Raw genomic sequence first — 19,077 nt, 5'->3', positions numbered from 1 at the left:
CAGCTTTTTTGAATTTACAATTTCTTGAAGTGTTTATTGGCATGTACAGCTGGTAATTTATTTAACAATCTCGGGTATACTAAAACGGTATTTCGAATAAGGAGGTTCCTGCAAATGAACTACGAACCGGCTGAGCTGGATGATGAAGCGCTATCCAAACTCCGCGAATATGAGCAACAGCTGAGTCAGGCGGCAGGTTTTCCCGTCGTCCTCGTTGCTTACTCAGATGATCCCGAGGAATAACAGGGCAGCCAACATTGCCGGAACTAATCCCCAAAGAAAAGAAAAGGCCGTGAGCGACTGCAGGTCTGATCGGAATTACCGAAAAGACTTGCAGGTACCTGCGGTACTTTACTGACAAAACGAATGCCAAGTAACAGATTGCAGGTTCATCACGGTCCTTTTCTCACTTTACGTATGGAATATGTAGAAATCTTATTTAATTCCGTCTTTGAGCGCTTTGCCTGGTTTGAAAGCAGGGATTTTGCTCGAAGGGATTTCGATTTCTTCACCTGTTTGCGGGTTGCGTCCTTTACGTGCGGAACGTTCGCGAACCTCGAAGTTGCCAAAGCCAACGAGTTGGACTTTGTCTCCGTTTTGCAGAGCTTGCGCAATGGATTCGAACACAGCATCAACAGCTTTCGTTGCATCCTTTTTGGACAATTCCGCTGTTTCGGCTACTTGGGAAATCAATTCGGATTTATTCATTATCATTTCACCTCCCCAATGGATGAGTCGCTTGTTACTCACTCTTTCCGTTTTGCGGAAAATTATACGTTCATCAGCTTTATTTTACAGATAGAATCGCCATAAAGCCAACACAGCCGCAGGCGCGGACAAACCTATAGTAATACAGCACAACTAGAATTTCAAGAGTTTTACGCTTTGGAACGATTCAAAACATAAAAAGTGACGGCCAACGCCAGCACCAGCACCGTTCCCTTGATAATGTCATGCGTGAAATACTGCATGTTCATCATCGTCAATCCGTTCACTAGCACGCCGATCAGCACGGATCCGATAAAGGTGCCGATGACATTGGGTTTGCCTGCTCCAAAGACGGAAAACCCGACAAACACTGCAGCGACGGATTCCATCAGCAGCGGGGAGCCTGCATCGATTTGTCCCGAACCGACGCGCGAAGCATACAGAATACCGCCGATCGCCGCAAAAACCCCGGAAGCGACGTAAGCGAGCGTACGCACCTTTTTCACCTTAATCCCCGAAAGACGCGCAGCTTCTTCATTCCCGCCCGTAACGTACATTTGCCGTCCGTATTTGGTTCGTGTCAGGAAAATATGAACGGCCGCCACCGCGATCAGCAGCAAAATGGCCGAAATCGGAATGCCAAGCCACTTGCCCTGTCCGAGCTGTAAAAAGGCCGCGCTCATCTCGCCCGGAGCTTTGGTCCCGTCTGGAAATTCCATATGGTTGTAGATATTATAGCCCTGCGCATAGGTTTTGTGGAGTCCTCCGACAATGTACATCACCGCAAGCGTCGCAAGCAAATCCGGAATGCGCAGCTTGACGATAAGCAAAGCGTTCAGAAGGCCGATCAGCGCGCCTGCAAGCAAAGAGACGATAATGACGACATAGACGGGCTGCTGATACCAGATCATCAGCGACGCGGCGCCTACGGTCGTCAGCGACACGGTTGATCCGACCGAAAGGTCAAAACCGTCCACGACAAGCGAAAGCGTCACTCCGATGGCCACAAATGTCACGATCGTGATGGATCCCAGAATGTCGCTGAAATTGTCGTAGGTGAAGAAATAAGGAAGCCGAAACGAAAAAAACGCGATGACGCCAATAATAACCACGACCGCCCCATAACGGAACGCATAATGCAAAAGTTTATCCTTCATCATCCGTCTCCAATCCCCCACTGGCGTAATAAAGAAGCTGGGCCTGCGTCGTTTCGCCGCGCTTAAACACCTTGCTGACCGTTCCCAAGCTCATAACCGCGATCCGGTCGCCAATCCCCAGTCCTTCCGCCAATTCGCAAGTAAAATATACGATGCCTTTCCCCGCTGCCGCGAGGTCTCCGATGATACGGAAAATATCGCTTTTAGCCCCGATATCCACGCCTTTGGTCGGCTCGTCGAATATAAAAACCTCGGCCCCGCTCTCCAGCCATTTGCCGATGGCCAGTTTTTGCTGGTTTCCCCCGCTTAAATAAATGGCAAGCTGATCGCCGGAAGCTGCTTTTACCCCTAGTGACTGCATGATTTTCCTGCTGAGCCGCTTTTCTTTTTGGCGGGAAATAAACCCGAAACGGCTCACTTGATTCAAAACCGGCAGCGTAAGATTCAAATCGACGGAATGATGAATAAAAATACCTTGTTGACGCCGCTCCTCAGGCACCAGCACGATACCTTCCCTGATCGCATCCGCAGGCTGTCCTAGCGACAGCTTTTTGCCATGTAGTTCAATTATCCCCGCTTCGGACTTGTCAGCCCCGCCCAAAATCCGGGCGAGCTCCGTTTTGCCCGCGCCAACAAGGCCGACTACCGCAAGCACCTCTCCGCTGCGAACCTCCAGATCCGCTCCCCGGACTTTATGACCTTTCCGAATTCCTTCGGCTTTGAGCAGAGGTCCACCTATCTTGGTTTCACGTTTCGGAAATTCCTCCTCGAACGTTTTGCCGAGCATATGGCCCACGATAGCTTCGCCGCCGATTTCGGCAGTAGGTCCGGAATGCACTTTCTGCCCGTCTCTCATGATCGTCACCCAATCCGTATGCTCCAGCACCTCAGGCAGGCGGTGGGTTATGAAAATGCAGGCCACGCCGCTGTCTTTTAATTCATGCATGATCCGGAAAAAAGCCCGGCATTCGCTTTCGCTGAGCGGAGCCGTCGGCTCGTCGAAAATAATCACCTTGGCGTCCTGGGCAATAATCCGGGCGAGCAGCACGATCTGTTTCTCGGCAAGACTCAGCTCCGCAACTTTGCGGTTTACATCGATGTCCGCTCCAAGCCGGGACAAAATGCTTTGCGCCTGTCTGGCTCTTGAACTTGTGCGGATCCACATCGCGGACTCCCTGGACGCCAACGCATCCAGCATCACATTTTCCGCTACGGTCAGCTGTGGCACCAAAGCAGCGTCGACCTCCTGGTATACGCAGTGGATTCCGCTGCTCTTCGCATCCTGTGGCGATTCGATCCGAAGCGCTTTTCCTTCGGCGGAAATCAAACCGCTGTCCGCCCGGTATGCTCCGGATAGGATTTTCATCAGCGTGCTTTTCCCTGCCCCGTTCGCGCCGAGGAGAGCATGGATCTGACCGCCTTCCGCCGTGAAATCCACTGTTGAAAGTGCGGGTACGCCGCCAAAAGATTTGCTGATCTTTTTCATTTCCAATCGGTATGAAGCTGTCATATAGCGGCCTCCTGTTCAATAATCGAAAAGACCGTGCTAAGCACGGCCCTCCGGCATTTCCGCCTGACTTTCGCCAGCTGTTACTTGCCGTATTCCTCCATCCAGTCCGCCAGGCCCTGTTTGCTTTCGCCCCAGCCTTTTACGTATTTGGACAGCTCCGTCGTTGAAATTTGCTCTTTAGGCAAAGCGTCCCGGGAGACGTATACCGGCTGCAGCACCACTTCGTCTTCCGTTTTGTCGCCATGCAGCTTTTGGTACCCGTATCTCACCTGGACGCGCCCGATGTCCTTTGGATCGACCGCAGCGGAGGCAACCCATGGGTTCTTCGGATCCTGAATCATTTGCAAATCCTCGTCGCTCATATCGATGCCGTATACTTTGATTTCGTCACGTCCGGCTTGCTGGATCGCACGGGCGGCACCTTTGGCGAATTCATCCCAGGCAGCCCATACCGCCGAAATTTCGCCTTTGGGATATTGCTTCAAAATGGCTTCCATTTGCGTTTGCGTATCGAGCGCCGCATTTTGTGCCGTACCGAATGCCGCGATTTCTTTGATATCCGGATTTTCCTTCATGAATTTGCCGTATGAAATTTGGCGGCGCTCCATCGGCGCAAAACCCGCCACCCAGACTTTTACGATATTGCCTTTGCCGCCAAGGTCCTTTTTCAGTTGCTCCAGCGTCAGTTCGGCCATTTTCTGATCGTCCTGGGACAACGTCGTGGCTCCGGCCACATGCACGTCGGCGTCAAATACGACGACAGGTATCTTTTGAGCGACCGCTTTTTGAACACCCGGCTGCAGCAGCGCGTCGCCATGGTCGGTCAAAATCAGGTCGAAATGCTGCGTTATCGCAGAATCGAGCAGAGAGGCCATTTTCGCCTTATCATTATTGGCTACAAATTTCGTCAGTTTGCCGCCGAATTTCTCGACTTCCTCCGTTATGCCCTGCACGTATTGCTGTGAAAAGGTGCCTGTATTAAATTCCATAATGAGCGCGACGCGCTTGCCGGCCAAAGGCTTGTCCGATCCGGAGCCAGCCGCTCCCGCTTCCCCGCCGACACCGGAATCGTTTTTTTGCCCGCAGGCACTTGCCAAAATCGCCAAAACCATCAATAACGAAAACAATACAGCTTTTCTCTTTCTACTGAACCGCATGGTTCCTTCCCCCTTCAAATCTGTTCAATATGAAAATGTTATAAATTAATATAATGCCTAATTCCGACTATGTAAATAGGTTTTCAGTATTTTGTATAAATATTAATCAGATCGAATCCGTCCCCTTCGCTTCTTCCGCTATGTTCATGAACTAATAATGCAATATTCAGCCCATAAAAATGACTGAAAGCAACGTAAAATAACCCCACAAAGTGGAGCCTATGCTTCGATGCTTATTCCAAATACTTTGCGGGGACCCCCAAAAAAACTTATAAATTCTATACTGCCAAAAAAACCGCAAAGCGGGGTACCTCCCGCTTGCGGTTTTCGAAGCTGACTTATTATAAGATGATCGCTATCAATCCGCCCGAACCTTCGTTGATGATTCTGCCCAGCGTCTCCTGGAGTTTGTATCTTGCATTGTCCGGCATCATGGCGATTTTGCCTTGAATGCCTTCACGAACGATGGAATGCAGGGACCGGCCAAAGATATCCGAATCCCAAATCTTGATCGGATCGTTTTCGAAGTCCTGAATGAGGTAACGCATAAGCTCCTCGCTCTGCTTTTCCGTTCCGATGATCGGGGAGAACTCGGATTCGACGTCTACGCGGATCATGTGAATGGATGGCGCCGTCGCTTTCAGCCTTACGCCGAATCTCGTTCCTTGACGGATAAGTTCAGGCTCATCCAAGGACATTTCCGCAAGAGATGGCGCGGCAATGCCATAGCCTGTAGTCTTGACCATTTCGAGCGCTTCGGCAAACCGGTCGTATTCACGTTTGGCATGGGAGAATTCCTGCATCAGCTGGAGCAGATGATCTTTGCCGCGTATCTCTACCCCAACCACTTCCATCAGGATCTGGTCATACAGTTCATCCGGAGCGAACAGGTCGATTTCCGCGACCCCCTGCCCCATATTCATGCCGCTGAGAGCAGCGCGGTGAATGAATTCGTAATCCATGAACTGCGAAACGACACGATCCACATCGCGCAAGCGGCGGATATCTTTCACCGTGTCGCGGACAGAATTTTCATAGTTGCTGCGCAGCCAATGCTTCTCATTCAGCACCATGACCCAGCTCGGAAGATTAACATTGACTTCATGCACCGGGAATTCGTAAAGGACTTCACGGAGCACGCCCGTAACGTCATCTTCAGACATCGTTGCAGCGCTCAAGGACATCACCGGAATGTCATACTTTTCTGCAAGTTCGCTCCGCAGTTGAAGCGTTTCCTCGCTGCGCGGGCGCGTCGAGTTAATAATGAGCACAAATGGTTTGCCTACTTCCTTCAACTCGACTATGACGCGTTCCTCGGCTTCCACGTAGGAACTTCGCGGGATTTCGGCTATAGTCCCATCCGTTGTTACCACTACGCCAAGGGTAGAATGCTCCTGAATCACCTTGCGCGTTCCGATCTCGGCCGCTTCCTGGAATGGTATCGGTTCCTCAAACCAAGGGGTAGAGATCATACGGGGGCCGTTTTCATCCTCATATCCCTTCGCGCCATCTACCGCATAACCTACGCAATCGACGAGGCGGACATTAACCTCCAGACCTTCGGCTACCTTGATTTGCACCGCGTTATTAGGCACAAATTTCGGCTCGGTAGTCATAATCGTTTTTCCTGCCGCACTCTGCGGCAATTCATCTACCGCCCTGGCCCGGTCGGCTTCGCTTGCGATATTCGGAAGCACGATCGTTTCCATGAACCGCTTGATGAATGTTGATTTGCCCGTACGGACTGCGCCGACGACACCCAGGTAAATATCCCCGCCGGTGCGTTCGGCAATGTCTTTAAAAATGTCCACTTTTTCCAAAAGAGATCCCCTCCTCATTTACTCCGAAGGAAAAATGCTTAAGAGCATCCGCTTCGTGTTCCATCTGGAGCCTCGAGCCATTGCAACGGAATAAGAGCCTTACAATGTCGTCAGTAGTCCGCCGCCGGGGTCAGAATCGGATTGGAAACGGCAAAGCGGCGATACTCGCTTTAGGCATTTGGACTAGTATCATTATTATGTACCTGTCAAAAGCAATATGACGGGTATTTTGCAAAATCTCATAACCTATATGAAAGGGCTGCTAGCAGGTTTTGCCCGTGTCCCCTTACCTTTCGCCCATTCCATATATTCCAAACTTTGCACGGACTCGTCATCCATCTCAGGTATATGCGCAAAGCTGTGCAACTATGTATATCCTTTTGAAAAGAAAACAACTGTTTTGAATCCATCCGAGGCCGTATGAACCGCAAAAAACCATTTCCCATAGCGAAAAAGCTATGAAAAATGGTTTATGCGATAGAATATAAGTTCTTCGTCCCGTCACGGCAAGGATTTAACAGCCACTGGAGCATTGCCGTTCCATTGATACGGCAAGGATTTGACCGGAACATAGTCCGAGGCTTTTACCAGTTCTTCGCGCAAATCTTCCTTTTGGTTCGGCTTTAATCCTTCCTTTTCGATGAGCTGCATAATATCAAATGCATAGTCGGCGTAAACCACGCCCGCATCATCCATAATAAAACTCGTATCCTGTCCCGAATACACGCTCTTCAAAATGATGCTTTTGGTATTTGCCAGTTGGGGATCAACCGCATGAATTCCCGGATATACTTCCTCTCCCGCCGGAAGCTTGCCGTCATGCGCATTTTTATACTGATTGACAGCCCGCTGCACGTCATTGACTTTCTGCACCGTAATCAAATCCATGACTTTAACCGTCGGATCCGTTTCTTCATTCTGAATTAGAAAATAGGCGCTGCCGCCTTTTTCAAAGGCCGTGGACGGAATTTCATCTATAAACCCCTGCTTTTGCAGAAGATCCAGATCAACGCGGAATTTTTCATATTTGGGCGTTTCCTGATCCGCATTTAAAATAGGCAGGAGGCTCTTTTCTTTCTGGTAATCATTAATGGCGGATTGAATCCGCTTTACACTTTCGCGATACGACACTCTGTTCTCATTTTTCTTCTCATTCGGATACAAACATCCGGTCAAGCTTATCGCAAGCAAAGCGACCATGACGGCTGCTGCGGCCTTCCGGAATCCTCCATAACGTTTCATAAATCGAGTCTGAGTCATTAATGATCATCCTTTATATCCAAGTAAGTTATTGACCTACCATAATTCATCCGATTCACCCTCCCGGGCGGCTTCCAGTTTTTTGCGGATCGCAGCCTTCAGCTTGTCCTCGGGTATGGATACGGTGACCGTTCCTTCAATCTTCGCTTGGCAAGCCAGCCGGATTCCTTGACGGACAAGTGAACCGAGCTTGCGCTGCTCCGGCTCTTCAGGAGGCGATAACCGCTTCTCTGCCGTTTGGTCCACTTCAATCTTACACATCAGACAACCCATTTTCCCACCGCATCGCGTAGGGATATGTACACCCGCCCGCCGCGCAGCCGCCAGCACGGATGTGCCACGGCTGACCACAACCTTTTTACCGGATGGATTAAACGTAATTTCATGTTTCATTCCCGTGCGGCTCCTTCCGCTTTTCAAGCGGCGCAGGATCAGAATCTGCGTTTGCGAGTCCGCTGCAGTTTAGCAATGCTTCCAATTGCCTGATATGCTGCTCCGATAGGCTGCTTGCATTGCAGATTCGCTTAAGCAAGGGCAAATGCGCGGGGAGATTCGCTTTCATCGCTGCAGCAATGGCTTCGTAACGGTCGGCTCTTCCCCGAAGCACGTTAAAAACAAGCTCATGCCCAAGCGGCATCAACGGTATTGAAGTCCCCTCAAGGTCAGCCGTTACGGCTTCCAGCAGCAGCATCTCATCTACCAGTACATCATAGCAGCTTCCATGCGTGCGAACTCTGAAGCTTCCGACCAGCTCCGTCAAATAGCCGTCAAGCTTGTAATGGCTAAGAATGGAACGGTAGTTTGACGTTTCGCTAAGCGCTGGTTCATCAACGGAATATTCAATCAGCAGCTTGTGAAGCTCCTTCACATGAATCTCATCAGTATAAACATCGATGTCTCTCGGCATCGCATCCAAATGCACATTCTGGAGCAGAAGTCCGCAGCTACCGCCGACCAGCCAGCATGTCCCGGCTTTGCCCAATGCCCCGGATACCTGCTGCAGCGCATGATTCAGTTCGGATGAAATCTGCATGTCCCACTCTCCTATTTCCGAAAATCCTCTAGAGGTTGTTCAAAAAGTCCGCTCTTGATAAGAAAACCTAATCGAGGCAACTCAAGGTTGAGCGACCGCGGTGAATAGGTAGGTTTTCTTGCGATATAGAATTTCATCAGCTCAGCTGATAACTTATAAATTCTATATCTAGCACGAAGTGAATCAAGAAGCGGATTCGGCGTCGAATCTTGAATTCAGCCGGGCCTTCCGGTGCTCACGTACCCACTACGTACGCTCCGCTCCTCAGTCCCTAGCTTCATCCAACTGAAGCGTTTTGAAAAAACGCACATCGGAAGCATAAGCTTCGGTGCTGAAAACCGGCCTTTTTGAACACGCACTCTAAAAATATGTTTTGTTGCGTGCGACGATTTTTCCCGGCGCCTTCACGACCGCCTGGCACCCGAGACGAAATCCTTCGTCAAATTCCTCGGGATCCAGACGGCGATATTCCGCCTCCGTAGGTTCCTCCAAAAATCCGTATCCTTCAATGACTTGGCATCGGCAGCGGGCACATGTACCGCGCTTGCACATATGCTGCCAGTCCACTTCATGGTCCTTGGCATGCTGCAGAATGGTTTTTCCCGGCTCGGGTACGACCGTTTTCTCAATCGTTCTTCCCGTAAGCTGCATGGTAGCCACCCGAGTTCCTGCATGGTCAACCGCTTCCTTTTGGTCCGCTGCCTTCGTTTCCTCCACGGGCTTTTTCCGGTCAAAAAGCTGGCGAAATCGATTTATCACAATAACGCCGCCATTCCGCCAACAAATCCGACCACCATAATGATAAATGCTACGAATGATAACGCTCCGCGAAGAATGCCGGTTGTTTTGGTACGGGCAAATGTAATCAAAAATACGGATAACCCCATTACCAGGATAGCGATCAGGGAAACCCACATCTTAGTCATCGGATCCATATTCTAATTCTCCATTCTTTCTTTATAGATACTCGTATTATAGCATGAAATTTGTCCGCTTTCTTGACTGACGATTTTGCAAAGCCTTAACAAAGAAAGCTTGTCCGCACTCTGAAAAAAAGAGCATAAATCCACGAAACCCCAAGGCTTCGTCGACTTATTGCCCTTTACATTCAGACTAAACAGCGTTATTTCTTCATCATTAATTTCATTAGTGATTCCATATTTTGCGGATTCATACCGCTTTTCTTGACCGCGCTCACAATATCCCGAATGGTTTCTTCGCTGACCGGAACGTTGGCCATTGCGGACACTTGTTTGATCAGTTGGCGGAGCTGGGCCTCATTTTGCATTGTAGAAGGTTTTACGGTACTTGCAAGCTTCTTAACGGCATTTTCCGAGATGTGCTTTCCGGATTTCTTGTTGATCACGTTCAGCACGTCCTTGGACAAATTTTTGCTCATCTTCTCCCCTCCTCCGGCAGTCCTCGAATTATATATATGAGGAAAGGCCTTGAAAGGTGAAAAGCATCAGCTATGCCATTGTTCCCAAGTTGCGAGTTTCATGGACTCCATTTCCGTCTTAGGATCGCGCCCCATCAACGCTTCTACCGCAATCCGCGGGTCTTTGTTTTCAAAAAGCACTTGGTACAGTTGTTCTGCAATCGGCATTTGCACGCCATACTTCTCCGAAATCGTATGAGCCGCCTTGGTCGTGCGGATCCCCTCGACGACCATTCCCATTGAGTTCAGAACGTCGTCCAGCTTTTTTCCTTCTCCAAGCATGCAGCCCGCTCTCCAGTTGCGGCTGTGACGGCTGGTTGCTGTTACGACCAAATCGCCGACCCCCGCCAAACCGGCAAACGTCAGCGGATTGGCCCCCATTTCGACGCCAATGCGGGTGATTTCTGCCAAGCCGCGTGTTAATAGCGCTGCCTTGGCGTTGTCACCGTACCCGAGCCCATCCGACATACCCGCTCCGAGCGCGATGATATTCTTCAGCGCTCCAGCAAGTTCAACCCCGAGCATATCCCGGTTCGTATAAACGCGGAAATCCGCATTCATGAATAAATCCTGGGCGGCGGATGCAGCCTGCTGATTGAGGGAAGCGACAACCACCGTCGTAGGACAGAGCCGGATCACTTCTTCCGCATGGCTGGGCCCTGAGAGGACGACAATATCGCCTTCAGGGCATCCAAGTTCCTCAGCAATAACGGTCGACATCCGTTTCAAGGTTTCGGTTTCGAAACCCTTCGTCGCATGTATACATAACATATCCTCTTGCCAATAGGGTTTGAGAGACCGCGAAACCTCGCGCATCGCCTTGGAAGGAGCTACGATCAGCACCGCGCATGCCCCCGACACCGCTTCTTCCATATCGGTTGTCGCTTTCAAATTCGCGGGCAATTCCGCATCCGGCAAATAACGGCTGTTCATATGCTTCTCGTTTATTTCTTGTACCTGTTCAGCAGAGCGGCTCCAGATCATCACATTGGGATGATTGGCAGCGAGCACGCTTGCCAAAGCGGTCCCCCAGCTGCCGGCTACAAGTACTGCCACTTTACTTGACAATTCTCTTTCCCCCTTTGGTTCCCCCGGAGCCAATTTTGTTTTCCCGACCTTGAACAATTTTCACGATATTGCTGCGATGTCTCCAGAAGGCAAACAAACAAATGACCAAGCTGGACCAAAAAATGGGCCAATCAAATCCGTAAATCAAACCAAAAATCACCAAAGAAATAGGGGTAAGGGCCACAAAAACCAGTGAACCAAGTGATACATAACGCGTAATTACAATCAACAGAATCGCGATGATTCCGGCGCATAAAGCCGGAAAAAAACAGAGGGTAGCCATGACGCCGATCGTACTGGCAATCCCCTTGCCTCCGCGGAAATGAAAGTAGACAGGCCAGTTATGGCCGATGATCGCAGCGATCCCGCAAAAGGCGGGGATCCATTCGTTGTCGCCACCAAGCCACTTGCCAAGCCATACGGCGGCTATGCCTTTCAGAACATCAAGCATGAGCACGGCGATTGCCGGCCCCTTACCCAAAATCCGAAGTGTATTGGTTGCACCGGCATTGCCGCTGCCATGCTGGCGGATATCTATCCCTTTAAGGAGCTTGGCCAGCACGACGCTGAAGCTTACGGAGCCGAGCAAATAACTGAAAACGATAGCTATGATCTGTAGAATCAATCTATTCTCCCCTAACTTTCATCCGATTTACGCCGCGTAAAGATCCTGATCGGGGTGCCCTCGAAATCAAATGCGCCCCGTATTTTATTCTCCAGATACCGTTCATAGGAGAAGTGCATTAATTCAGGATCATTGACGAATACAACCATGGTTGGCGGCTTCACGGCCACCTGGGTTACATAGTTAATGCGCAAACGCCTTCCTTTGTCCGTTGGAGGAGGGTTGATCGCTACCGCATCGGAGACGACATCGTTGAGGAGATGCGTTTGAACGCGAAGCGTGTGCTGCTCGGCTACATGCTGCACGACCGGGAGCAACTTATGCAAACGAGACTTTGTCTTGGCAGACAAAAACACGATCGGTGCATAGGTCATAAAAAGAAAATGATCGCGGATTTTTTTCTCGAACTGATGCATAGTTTTATCGTCTTTATCAACGATATCCCATTTATTCACCACAAAAATAGAAGCCTTGCCAGCTTCATAAGCATAACCGGCGATATGTTTGTCCTGATCAATGATGCCTTCCTCGCCGTTAATGACAATGAGGACGACGTCCGCACGCTCAATCGCGCGCATCGCACGCATAACACTGTATTTCTCCGTTGTTTCATACACTTTGCCGCGTTTGCGCATGCCCGCCGTATCGATCAGCACATAACGCTGCCCGTCCCGTTCAAAAGGCGTATCGATCGCATCTCTCGTCGTACCTGCGATATCGCTGACAATGACGCGCTCTTCGCCGAGGATGGCGTTTACAAGCGAAGATTTGCCGACATTTGGACGGCCGATCAAAGCGACGCGGATCACATCTTCATCATATTCATCATCGTTAAGTTCCGGCAGAATATCCACGATGGCGTCCAGCAAATCGCCGATTCCTGTTCCATGGCTTCCGGAAATCGCAATCGGATCGCCGAATCCCAGGCTGTAAAATTCATAAATCTCATCATGCCTGCTAAGGTTATCCACTTTGTTTACGGCCAGGACGATCGGTTTGCCCGAGCGGAATAGAATTTGCGCCACTTCCTCATCGGACTGTGTCACTCCGCTTTTGGCGTCGCACATAAAGACGATAACATCCGCTTCCTCGATCGCAAGTTCTGCCTGCATGCGAATGGATTTGATGATTACATCGTCCCCGTCTATTTCGATACCCCCGGTATCGATGACGCTGAACGCCTTGCCGTTCCATTCGGATACTCCATAAATCCGATCTCGGGTAATCCCCGGTTTATCTTCCACGATAGCCAATCGATCGCCAATCAAACGGTTAAAAATAGTTGATTTGCCAACGTTGGGCCTGCCAACGATAGCTACTACGGGTCTTGCCATATTCACTCCTCCTGTCAATGCTTACGCTTATCATCATAGCAAAAAACGTTTATTTTGGCTAACGTTTCATATGACGATCCTCACATTAATCCTATATTTCCGAAAGAACTGCATTTCCATGCATACGCCTATCCTCTTCTCCCTGTGCTCTTGCGAAGTTTCCTCATCACCCGGATTAAAGGGAGTCGAATATAAAAAACGACGAACCCGATGAAAGGGTTCGCCGCTGTTCATTTCCGAGAAGGCATCAAATCATTTGAATTGGCTGAGTTTGTCTCCAAAACGTTCCCCAAGCGTAATGCTGAGTCCTTGGTTGCTCAGAGATACGTTCGGATTGTCCTTAAGCTCATCCTTATGGTTGCCGCCTTTAGCAGGTCTTTCAGGTTTAGGCGCAGCAGCCGGAGCTTCTTCCGTTTCCTTGATGCTGAGGCTTACGCGTTTTTCCGCAGGGTTGATGTCCAGGATTTTCACTTGAACCTCTTGTCCTTCTTTCAGAACTTCATGCGGAGTTCCGATATGTTTATGAGAAATTTGGGAAATATGCACAAGTCCTTCAACCCCTGGCGCCAGTTCGACAAAAGCACCGAAAGTCACAAGACGTTTAACTTCGCCTGTTACCACATCGCCAGTGTTGAATTTTTCGGCCGCAGTATCCCAAGGACCAGGTTGGGCCGCTTTCATGCTCAGACTGATTTTTCCTTTTTCAGGATCAACTTTCAGGATTTTAACCCGAACTTTGTCCCCTTCAGAAACAACGTCAGCAGGTTTTTCAACATGATTCCAAGCCATTTCGGATACGTGAACGAGTCCGTCAACTCCGCCTACGTCAACAAATGCTCCGAATTGGGTCAGGCGTTGCACCGTACCTTCAAGTTCTTGACCTTCTTGCAGCTCGGACATTACCTTTTGTTTGTTTGCTTCAAATTCCTCATCCAGCACGTCTTTTTGGGAAAGAATGACCTTGTTGTTTTCGCGGTCCATTTCCTTCACTTTTACGCGAAGCGTGCGGCCTTTGTAGTCGCTGAAATCCTCCACAAAATGACGCTCTACCATGGAAGCAGGAATAAATCCGCGCACACCCACGTTAGCAACCAGACCGCCTTTAACGACGTCCGCTACGGTTACTTCGAACACGTCTTGGGCTTCGAAATGTTTTTCAAGCTCTTCCCATGCGTTTTCGCTATCGATTGCGCGTTTGGAAAGAACAAGTTTTTCCTTTTCGTCGTCGATGCTGACCACTTTGCATTCTACTTCCTGGCCAATCTGAACCGCATCCGCTGCGTTGTCCAGATGAACGGAAGACAGTTCGCGGATCGGGATCACACCGTCGTATTTATATCCAATGCTTACATAAGCTTGGTTATCTTCCAATTTGACGATAGAACCTTTAACGGTGTCCCCTTTTTTCAAGGAAACGAATTGGTCCATTTCCTCTTGATTTACTTCGGCTTCCAGATTTTTAGTTTCTTCCGACATGTCAATACCCTCCTCAATTCAAAAAAACCATTTATTCAAACCTGCTGTCGCAGAGTTCAAAACACATCCAAAACATTTAATATCTTTCCAATAAGCGCCTGTCTTCATGCACTAAAGCGGTTAATTCAGCGTTGGTTGGCCGGTTTGCTGCATCTCGCGGATCCGCGACATGATTTTCTCGGTTACAGCTTCAATAGCCTCTCCGGAGTCCATATCTGCAAATTCGGATATATCAATCGGTTTGCCATAGATCACTTTCATTTTACGGAAAAGCTTGTAGTTGCCAATAATCGCAGCCGGTACCACCGCCGCTCCGCTGCGCAGAGCAAAAGTCGCGGCGCCTTTCTTGGCCGCTCCACTATCGGAATGGCGCGTCCCTTCAGGGAAAATCCCCATGACTTCCCCACCTCTTAAAATCTTTAGGGACGTTTTGACTGATTCCTTGCTGACGCCTCCGCGTTTGACCGGAAATGCGCCCAAATTGGTAACAATCATGCCTAAGACCGGCACTTTAAACAGCTCCGCTTTGGCCATAAACTTGACTTGGCGGCTGATCTTGATGCCAACCGTAATCGGATCACGCACGCTGATGTGATTGGAGCAGAGCAAAACTCCGCCCTCTTTCGGCACGTTGTCCAGCCCGATCGCTTCCAAGCGATACATGACGGCAAATAACGCGCGCAGCAAGGCGCGGCAAAAACGATAAAACATGCTTCCTTCTCCCCATCCTTATGAGTTCGTATGAGTTCTGCAAAAAGAAACGATCGTTTCCACAACTTGAGGGATGTCCATATTCGTCGTATCCAATACGATCGCATCCTCTGCGCAACGCAGCGGTGAAATTTCACGACCTTCGTCCAAGCGGTCGCGTTCGGAAATATCCTTCTCAAGCTGTTCCAAGGTTAGTCCTTGCGCATCGCCCATCTCTTTAAAACGGCGGAGAGCACGTTCCTTGACAGTCGCCGTCATGAATATTTTAAGTTCGGCATCCGGGAGCACCGTCGTGCCGATATCCCGTCCATCCATGACCACGCCTTTACGGGCTGCCATCTCGCGCTGCAGCGCTACCAAATGTTCGCGCAGCCCCTCGTTTTGCGCATATTGCGACACCATGCCGTTCACTTCGCGTGATCGGATGAGCGGCGAAACATCCTGGCCGTTAACCAGAACCTTTTGTCCATCGGCGCCCGGCATCAATTCAAGCACCATATTGCGGGCATGACGCAGCACTTCGTCCGATGATTCCGGCTTAATCCCATATTTCAACATATACCAGGTGACTGCCCGGTACATGGAACCGGTATCCACATATATGTAGGACAACTCTTTGGCTACCAAACGGGCAATCGTGCTTTTTCCCGCCCCGGCAGGACCATCAATTGCGATATTGATCTTCAAGTTGTTCTCCGTCCCCTGCCTACTCAACGGGGCATTCCTCCTCAACCATATGCATACGAGATTTCATGGCGGCAATAACCTCCGCCGGATGCAGTTTTTCTCTCCAAGACACAGGAAACAACCTCAATTAAGCTGCCGCCTCCCGTTCACTTCAAGAAAAAAGCAGGCAATGCCTGCGTTCCTGAAAATTATACCACATAACATACATTGATGCAAAAAAGACCCTCGAATTTACTTATGTAAATCCTTGACATTTCGCTCTATAACGGGAACCCCGTCCAATCTGTCCACAGGCGAAACAAATGGCCTGAGCCAGTCAATATGCAGCGCAGCCTGAAAGAAAATCAATAACGCGAACAGAAAAATCAGCGCCCCTTTGGTTATCTTCCCCGCCTGCTCGCATAAGCGGTCAAACAATTGTAAATATTGTCTTATCTGCTCTTTTTCGTTCATCAGACGACACTCCCGGATTTTTCCTATTACGGTGTCCGAAAAAGGGTCTTTTTATGCAAATCCGTTTCATTTCCGCTGCATATTTTCATCTTCTAAAATCAAGTTGGCGTTCAAAGCAGAAACGGATCAATTTTTGTCGCTCCATATCCGTAACCGAGGTGATTCGAACCATAGCAATCTTCCGGCCTTTTTCAAGTATTTTGATGCGGACGATTTCCCCTTCAAACGGAACATGCTCGATGCTTCCATTTTTATATGGCACGACCACCCAGCAGGACAGCTTGTCTCCTTCTGCGACGTTGTGGTTTTCGTCACAGCTCAATGAGATGCCTCCGCCTCCCACGTCCTCGGTTCGGGTCAGGAAATGAAACATCTTGTCCGTTTTGACGGCAACTTCAAGCTCCGCGTTGACGCGCAGAAAGCTGCGTCTTTGGATTTTGCTGATCGAATCCGGTTCCGGCCGGCGAATCCGCACCATCCGGATCACGTCTTCCTTAAATCCGGTGACAAAAGAGTTAAAGTAGTTTTTAACCCCGCCTTCTGTCATAAAATACAGCGATAATTCATCCCCGGCAAACATTTTTTTGAGCTGTCCGTTGTCTTCCCGGATCGGAACCTCAATGAGAATCGATTCCTCGTCTATGTCCGCAATTCTGGATTTATACCCGATCTTGCTCTCCTTCTCATCTCCCGAATCGATGTGAATAAACAATAAGTCACCTATTTTAGGATACAAAAAGCTCACCGCCAGCTTCATATAATAACCACATATCCTGATTATACCATGACTTTTGACTCAGGTATGATCTTTTTAATGATTCGATGGTTATATTTTCGAACCCTGCCGGCTTTTGGATCTACAAAGAAAGGCTGCCCCGAATCCATTGACTTTTCGGGACAGCCGCTTTTATAATCGCTATATTATTCAACCGCAGTCTGGTGATCTGAGGTTTTCAATTCCTGGACGATCTTCTCGGAGCCGTCGGACGCATCCATGTAGAGCCGGTATCTGGAACCGTTAATATTTCCTCCGAACTCATAGCACAGGACTTCCTTACCTGTGTCGTCTTTGATCAGCGCTTTGCGGCTGTAGGTTTCCTTGAATTCAGGATTCAATTTTTTCCGGACCGCGGCCATCTCCATTTTCGGTTTGGGCAGTTGACGTTTGCCTTTATGTTCATATGCAAAGTCGCTGGCTTGGAAGCCCGTGACTTCGCCGTTATCCAAACCGACGCGGACGGTGAGTTTTTCCGGATAGATCAGCACGCCGTCCTGCTTGCTCACATACGTCAGATTTCCCATGTTTCCGTATTGATCGGCTGTAACAGGCGTCATGTCTTTAAATCCTTTCTTAATCAGAAACTGGTCGGCTTTAGCTCTCGCCTGTTCAATTGTTACCGATTTTTTACCGATCTCCCGGTTGTCATGATAACCGATCAAGAGGCCGCCTTTTTTCGTGAAATCCATCGATACTACAGCAGGGTGATGCTTCGACTTCACCGTAGCGGTATAGGATTCCCAGTCCGTACCCTTCCCGTTTTCAGTTACATGAACCGTGGCATGCTGTCCAGCATCCGCAAACTTGATGGCCTTGTGTTTGATCTCCTCTTTGGAGACCGGAGTGCCGGAGAGCTTCTTCACCGACCGTTTATCGTAAATGCTGGATACCGCCGGCCCCCAGTTAAGCTCCGGATATTCGCCAACCCGCTTGTCCACGGTTTTGAAGCCGTCGATAATCGTGTTGTCCATCGCTTTTTCTTCGGATGCCATAGCGCTTTCGACGTCCATCCAGCGCAGCCGGTTCGCAATCACCTTGCTTTGCACCGCCTGCAGGTCTTTCGTAATGTCGGCGGAGTTTTTATAAAGTGTTTTCAAGTTTTTCATTTCTTCTTTGCTTAAAGGTTCCTTGTCCAAATTGCGCATGGACGTTTGATAGGAGAAATTCGAAATCCGTGACAGGAAATCCTCCGTTTTGTTAAAAGGGAGCATGGATAGCGGCAATTGGTTGATTTCGTTTTGCGCTTCGCTAGTCAGCCTCCAAACATTGATCAGTCCCTTGCGATGCATCGCATTGGACGTCGAACTGACCGCAAGAGTATTGCCAAGTTCGCTGTGCAGCCTGTCCATGTGGTAGGACAAATTATGGAAAGCCCTTTGGTACTGGTTTTCAGCTTTAATCAGAACAGAGTTTTTCTCTTGGTTTTCCTGATATCCCCAGACCAATGCACCGATCAAAAGAAGGGTCACGATGGGAAACAAAACAGCGCTTAGTCGCTTGTACATAATTGCTCTAAATCTCCTTTCGTCAGCTGTATAGATCAACCACAGCCTTATATGCGGCCGATATTGGTTAATCTACTGGTTGCTGTTGTTAGTTTGACAAGAAGAAAGGAGTCTTATGCATCAAATGGCAGCTCTGCTTATAAAGTCGTACCCTTTAGAATGGAAGCTCTTCGATCTCGAACATGTTTTTATTGTTGCATAGACATTGTTTAAAACCCGTTTCCACCCGGCCCCGGTCTTTTTTTCCCCTTAAAACAAACCGTTCGCCGCACTGCTTGCATACAATCGAAACTTTAACGCGCAAAAAAGGCACCTCCTCCTAAGTTTTTTCCGTCATTGGAAACCCGTAGGATCAAG

The 19,077-nt window shown here is 49.3% G+C and carries 22 protein-coding genes; 1 reads left to right on the top strand and 21 read right to left on the bottom strand.

Annotated elements, in window-relative coordinates:
- Positions 1-114: 114 nt before the first annotated feature.
- Positions 115-243, top strand: coding sequence for a hypothetical protein (locus L6442_RS32830; protein WP_272880333.1), 129 nt, complete (start codon positions 115-117; stop codon positions 241-243).
- A 192-nt stretch (positions 244-435) separates the two neighbouring features.
- Here the strand turns inward: L6442_RS32830 and L6442_RS11710 are convergent, their stop codons facing one another.
- The 21 genes from L6442_RS11710 to L6442_RS11610 form a co-directional block, all read right to left on the bottom strand.
- Entirely contained in the window at positions 436-708 is a 273-nt protein-coding gene (locus tag L6442_RS11710) for an HU family DNA-binding protein (protein WP_194230181.1), read from the bottom strand.
- A 170-nt stretch (positions 709-878) separates the two neighbouring features.
- Positions 879-1,865 carry an ABC transporter permease gene (locus L6442_RS11705; protein WP_212978567.1) on the bottom strand — a complete coding sequence of 329 codons (987 nt, stop codon included), beginning with the start codon at positions 1,863-1,865 and terminating at the stop codon, positions 879-881.
- Positions 1,855-3,375, bottom strand: a complete 1,521-nt coding sequence (locus L6442_RS11700; RefSeq protein ID WP_212978434.1) for a sugar ABC transporter ATP-binding protein — start codon at positions 3,373-3,375, stop codon at positions 1,855-1,857. Before L6442_RS11700 ends, L6442_RS11705 begins: the two co-directional genes overlap by 11 nt.
- An 80-nt stretch (positions 3,376-3,455) precedes the next feature.
- Complete coding sequence (locus tag L6442_RS11695; RefSeq protein ID WP_212978435.1) at positions 3,456-4,532, bottom strand: sugar ABC transporter substrate-binding protein; 1,077 nt, start codon at positions 4,530-4,532, stop codon at positions 3,456-3,458.
- A 341-nt stretch (positions 4,533-4,873) separates the two neighbouring features.
- Positions 4,874-6,352 (bottom strand): stage IV sporulation protein A, encoded by a 1,479-nt coding sequence (spoIVA, locus tag L6442_RS11690; RefSeq protein ID WP_212978436.1) that lies wholly within the window; start codon positions 6,350-6,352, stop codon positions 4,874-4,876.
- 501 nt (positions 6,353-6,853) lie between these two features.
- The gene (locus L6442_RS11685; RefSeq protein WP_212978437.1) at positions 6,854-7,612 is read right to left on the bottom strand and encodes a hypothetical protein; all 759 of its coding nucleotides are present in this window, start codon (positions 7,610-7,612) and stop codon (positions 6,854-6,856) included.
- 36 nt (positions 7,613-7,648) lie between these two features.
- On the bottom strand, positions 7,649-8,005 hold the full coding sequence (locus tag L6442_RS11680; protein WP_212978438.1) for a 2Fe-2S iron-sulfur cluster-binding protein: 357 nt from the start codon (positions 8,003-8,005) through the stop codon (positions 7,649-7,651).
- Positions 7,995-8,645: a nucleotidyltransferase family protein gene (locus L6442_RS11675; protein ID WP_212978439.1), complete on the bottom strand. Its 651-nt coding sequence runs from the start codon at positions 8,643-8,645 to the stop codon at positions 7,995-7,997. Before L6442_RS11675 ends, L6442_RS11680 begins: the two co-directional genes overlap by 11 nt.
- Before the next feature lie 360 nt (positions 8,646-9,005).
- Positions 9,006-9,404 (bottom strand): 2Fe-2S iron-sulfur cluster-binding protein, encoded by a 399-nt coding sequence (locus L6442_RS11670; RefSeq protein ID WP_306436683.1) that lies wholly within the window; start codon positions 9,402-9,404, stop codon positions 9,006-9,008.
- On the bottom strand, positions 9,401-9,580 hold the full coding sequence (locus tag L6442_RS11665) for a DUF2768 family protein (protein WP_194230188.1): 180 nt from the start codon (positions 9,578-9,580) through the stop codon (positions 9,401-9,403). The genes L6442_RS11670 and L6442_RS11665 overlap by 4 nt, the downstream gene beginning before the upstream one ends.
- Before the next feature lie 188 nt (positions 9,581-9,768).
- Positions 9,769-10,044, bottom strand: a complete 276-nt coding sequence (locus L6442_RS11660) for a stage VI sporulation protein F (protein ID WP_194230189.1) — start codon at positions 10,042-10,044, stop codon at positions 9,769-9,771.
- A gap of 66 nt (positions 10,045-10,110) precedes the next feature.
- Positions 10,111-11,151, bottom strand: coding sequence for an NAD(P)H-dependent glycerol-3-phosphate dehydrogenase (locus L6442_RS11655; protein WP_212978440.1), 1,041 nt, complete (start codon positions 11,149-11,151; stop codon positions 10,111-10,113).
- Positions 11,141-11,776, bottom strand: a complete 636-nt coding sequence (gene plsY / locus L6442_RS11650) for a glycerol-3-phosphate 1-O-acyltransferase PlsY (RefSeq protein WP_194230191.1) — start codon at positions 11,774-11,776, stop codon at positions 11,141-11,143. Before plsY ends, L6442_RS11655 begins: the two co-directional genes overlap by 11 nt.
- Before the next feature lie 11 nt (positions 11,777-11,787).
- Complete coding sequence (der, locus tag L6442_RS11645; protein ID WP_194230192.1) at positions 11,788-13,110, bottom strand: ribosome biogenesis GTPase Der; 1,323 nt, start codon at positions 13,108-13,110, stop codon at positions 11,788-11,790.
- 252 nt (positions 13,111-13,362) lie between these two features.
- Positions 13,363-14,586, bottom strand: a complete 1,224-nt coding sequence (gene rpsA, locus L6442_RS11640; protein ID WP_194230193.1) for a 30S ribosomal protein S1 — start codon at positions 14,584-14,586, stop codon at positions 13,363-13,365.
- A gap of 120 nt (positions 14,587-14,706) precedes the next feature.
- Positions 14,707-15,297, bottom strand: coding sequence for a lysophospholipid acyltransferase family protein (locus tag L6442_RS11635; RefSeq protein ID WP_212978441.1), 591 nt, complete (start codon positions 15,295-15,297; stop codon positions 14,707-14,709).
- A gap of 18 nt (positions 15,298-15,315) precedes the next feature.
- Positions 15,316-16,011 carry a (d)CMP kinase gene (cmk, locus tag L6442_RS11630; RefSeq protein ID WP_212978442.1) on the bottom strand — a complete coding sequence of 232 codons (696 nt, stop codon included), beginning with the start codon at positions 16,009-16,011 and terminating at the stop codon, positions 15,316-15,318.
- 204 nt (positions 16,012-16,215) lie between these two features.
- A complete protein-coding gene (locus tag L6442_RS11625; RefSeq protein ID WP_212978443.1) occupies positions 16,216-16,437 on the bottom strand; it encodes a hypothetical protein in 222 nt (73 codons plus the stop codon).
- An 85-nt stretch (positions 16,438-16,522) separates the two neighbouring features.
- Complete coding sequence (locus L6442_RS11620) at positions 16,523-17,173, bottom strand: flagellar brake protein (protein ID WP_212978569.1); 651 nt, start codon at positions 17,171-17,173, stop codon at positions 16,523-16,525.
- A gap of 185 nt (positions 17,174-17,358) precedes the next feature.
- Positions 17,359-18,720, bottom strand: a complete 1,362-nt coding sequence (ypeB, locus tag L6442_RS11615; RefSeq protein WP_212978444.1) for a germination protein YpeB — start codon at positions 18,718-18,720, stop codon at positions 17,359-17,361.
- 154 nt (positions 18,721-18,874) lie between these two features.
- Positions 18,875-19,024 carry a hypothetical protein gene (locus L6442_RS11610; protein WP_194230198.1) on the bottom strand — a complete coding sequence of 50 codons (150 nt, stop codon included), beginning with the start codon at positions 19,022-19,024 and terminating at the stop codon, positions 18,875-18,877.
- Positions 19,025-19,077 lie beyond the last annotated feature (53 nt).

Origin of the sequence: Paenibacillus azoreducens (assembly GCF_021654775.1) — a bacterium.
Lineage (GTDB): Bacteria > Bacillota > Bacilli > Paenibacillales > Paenibacillaceae > Paenibacillus_AQ > Paenibacillus_AQ azoreducens.
This window is presented reverse-complemented; position numbering and strand designations above follow the sequence as displayed.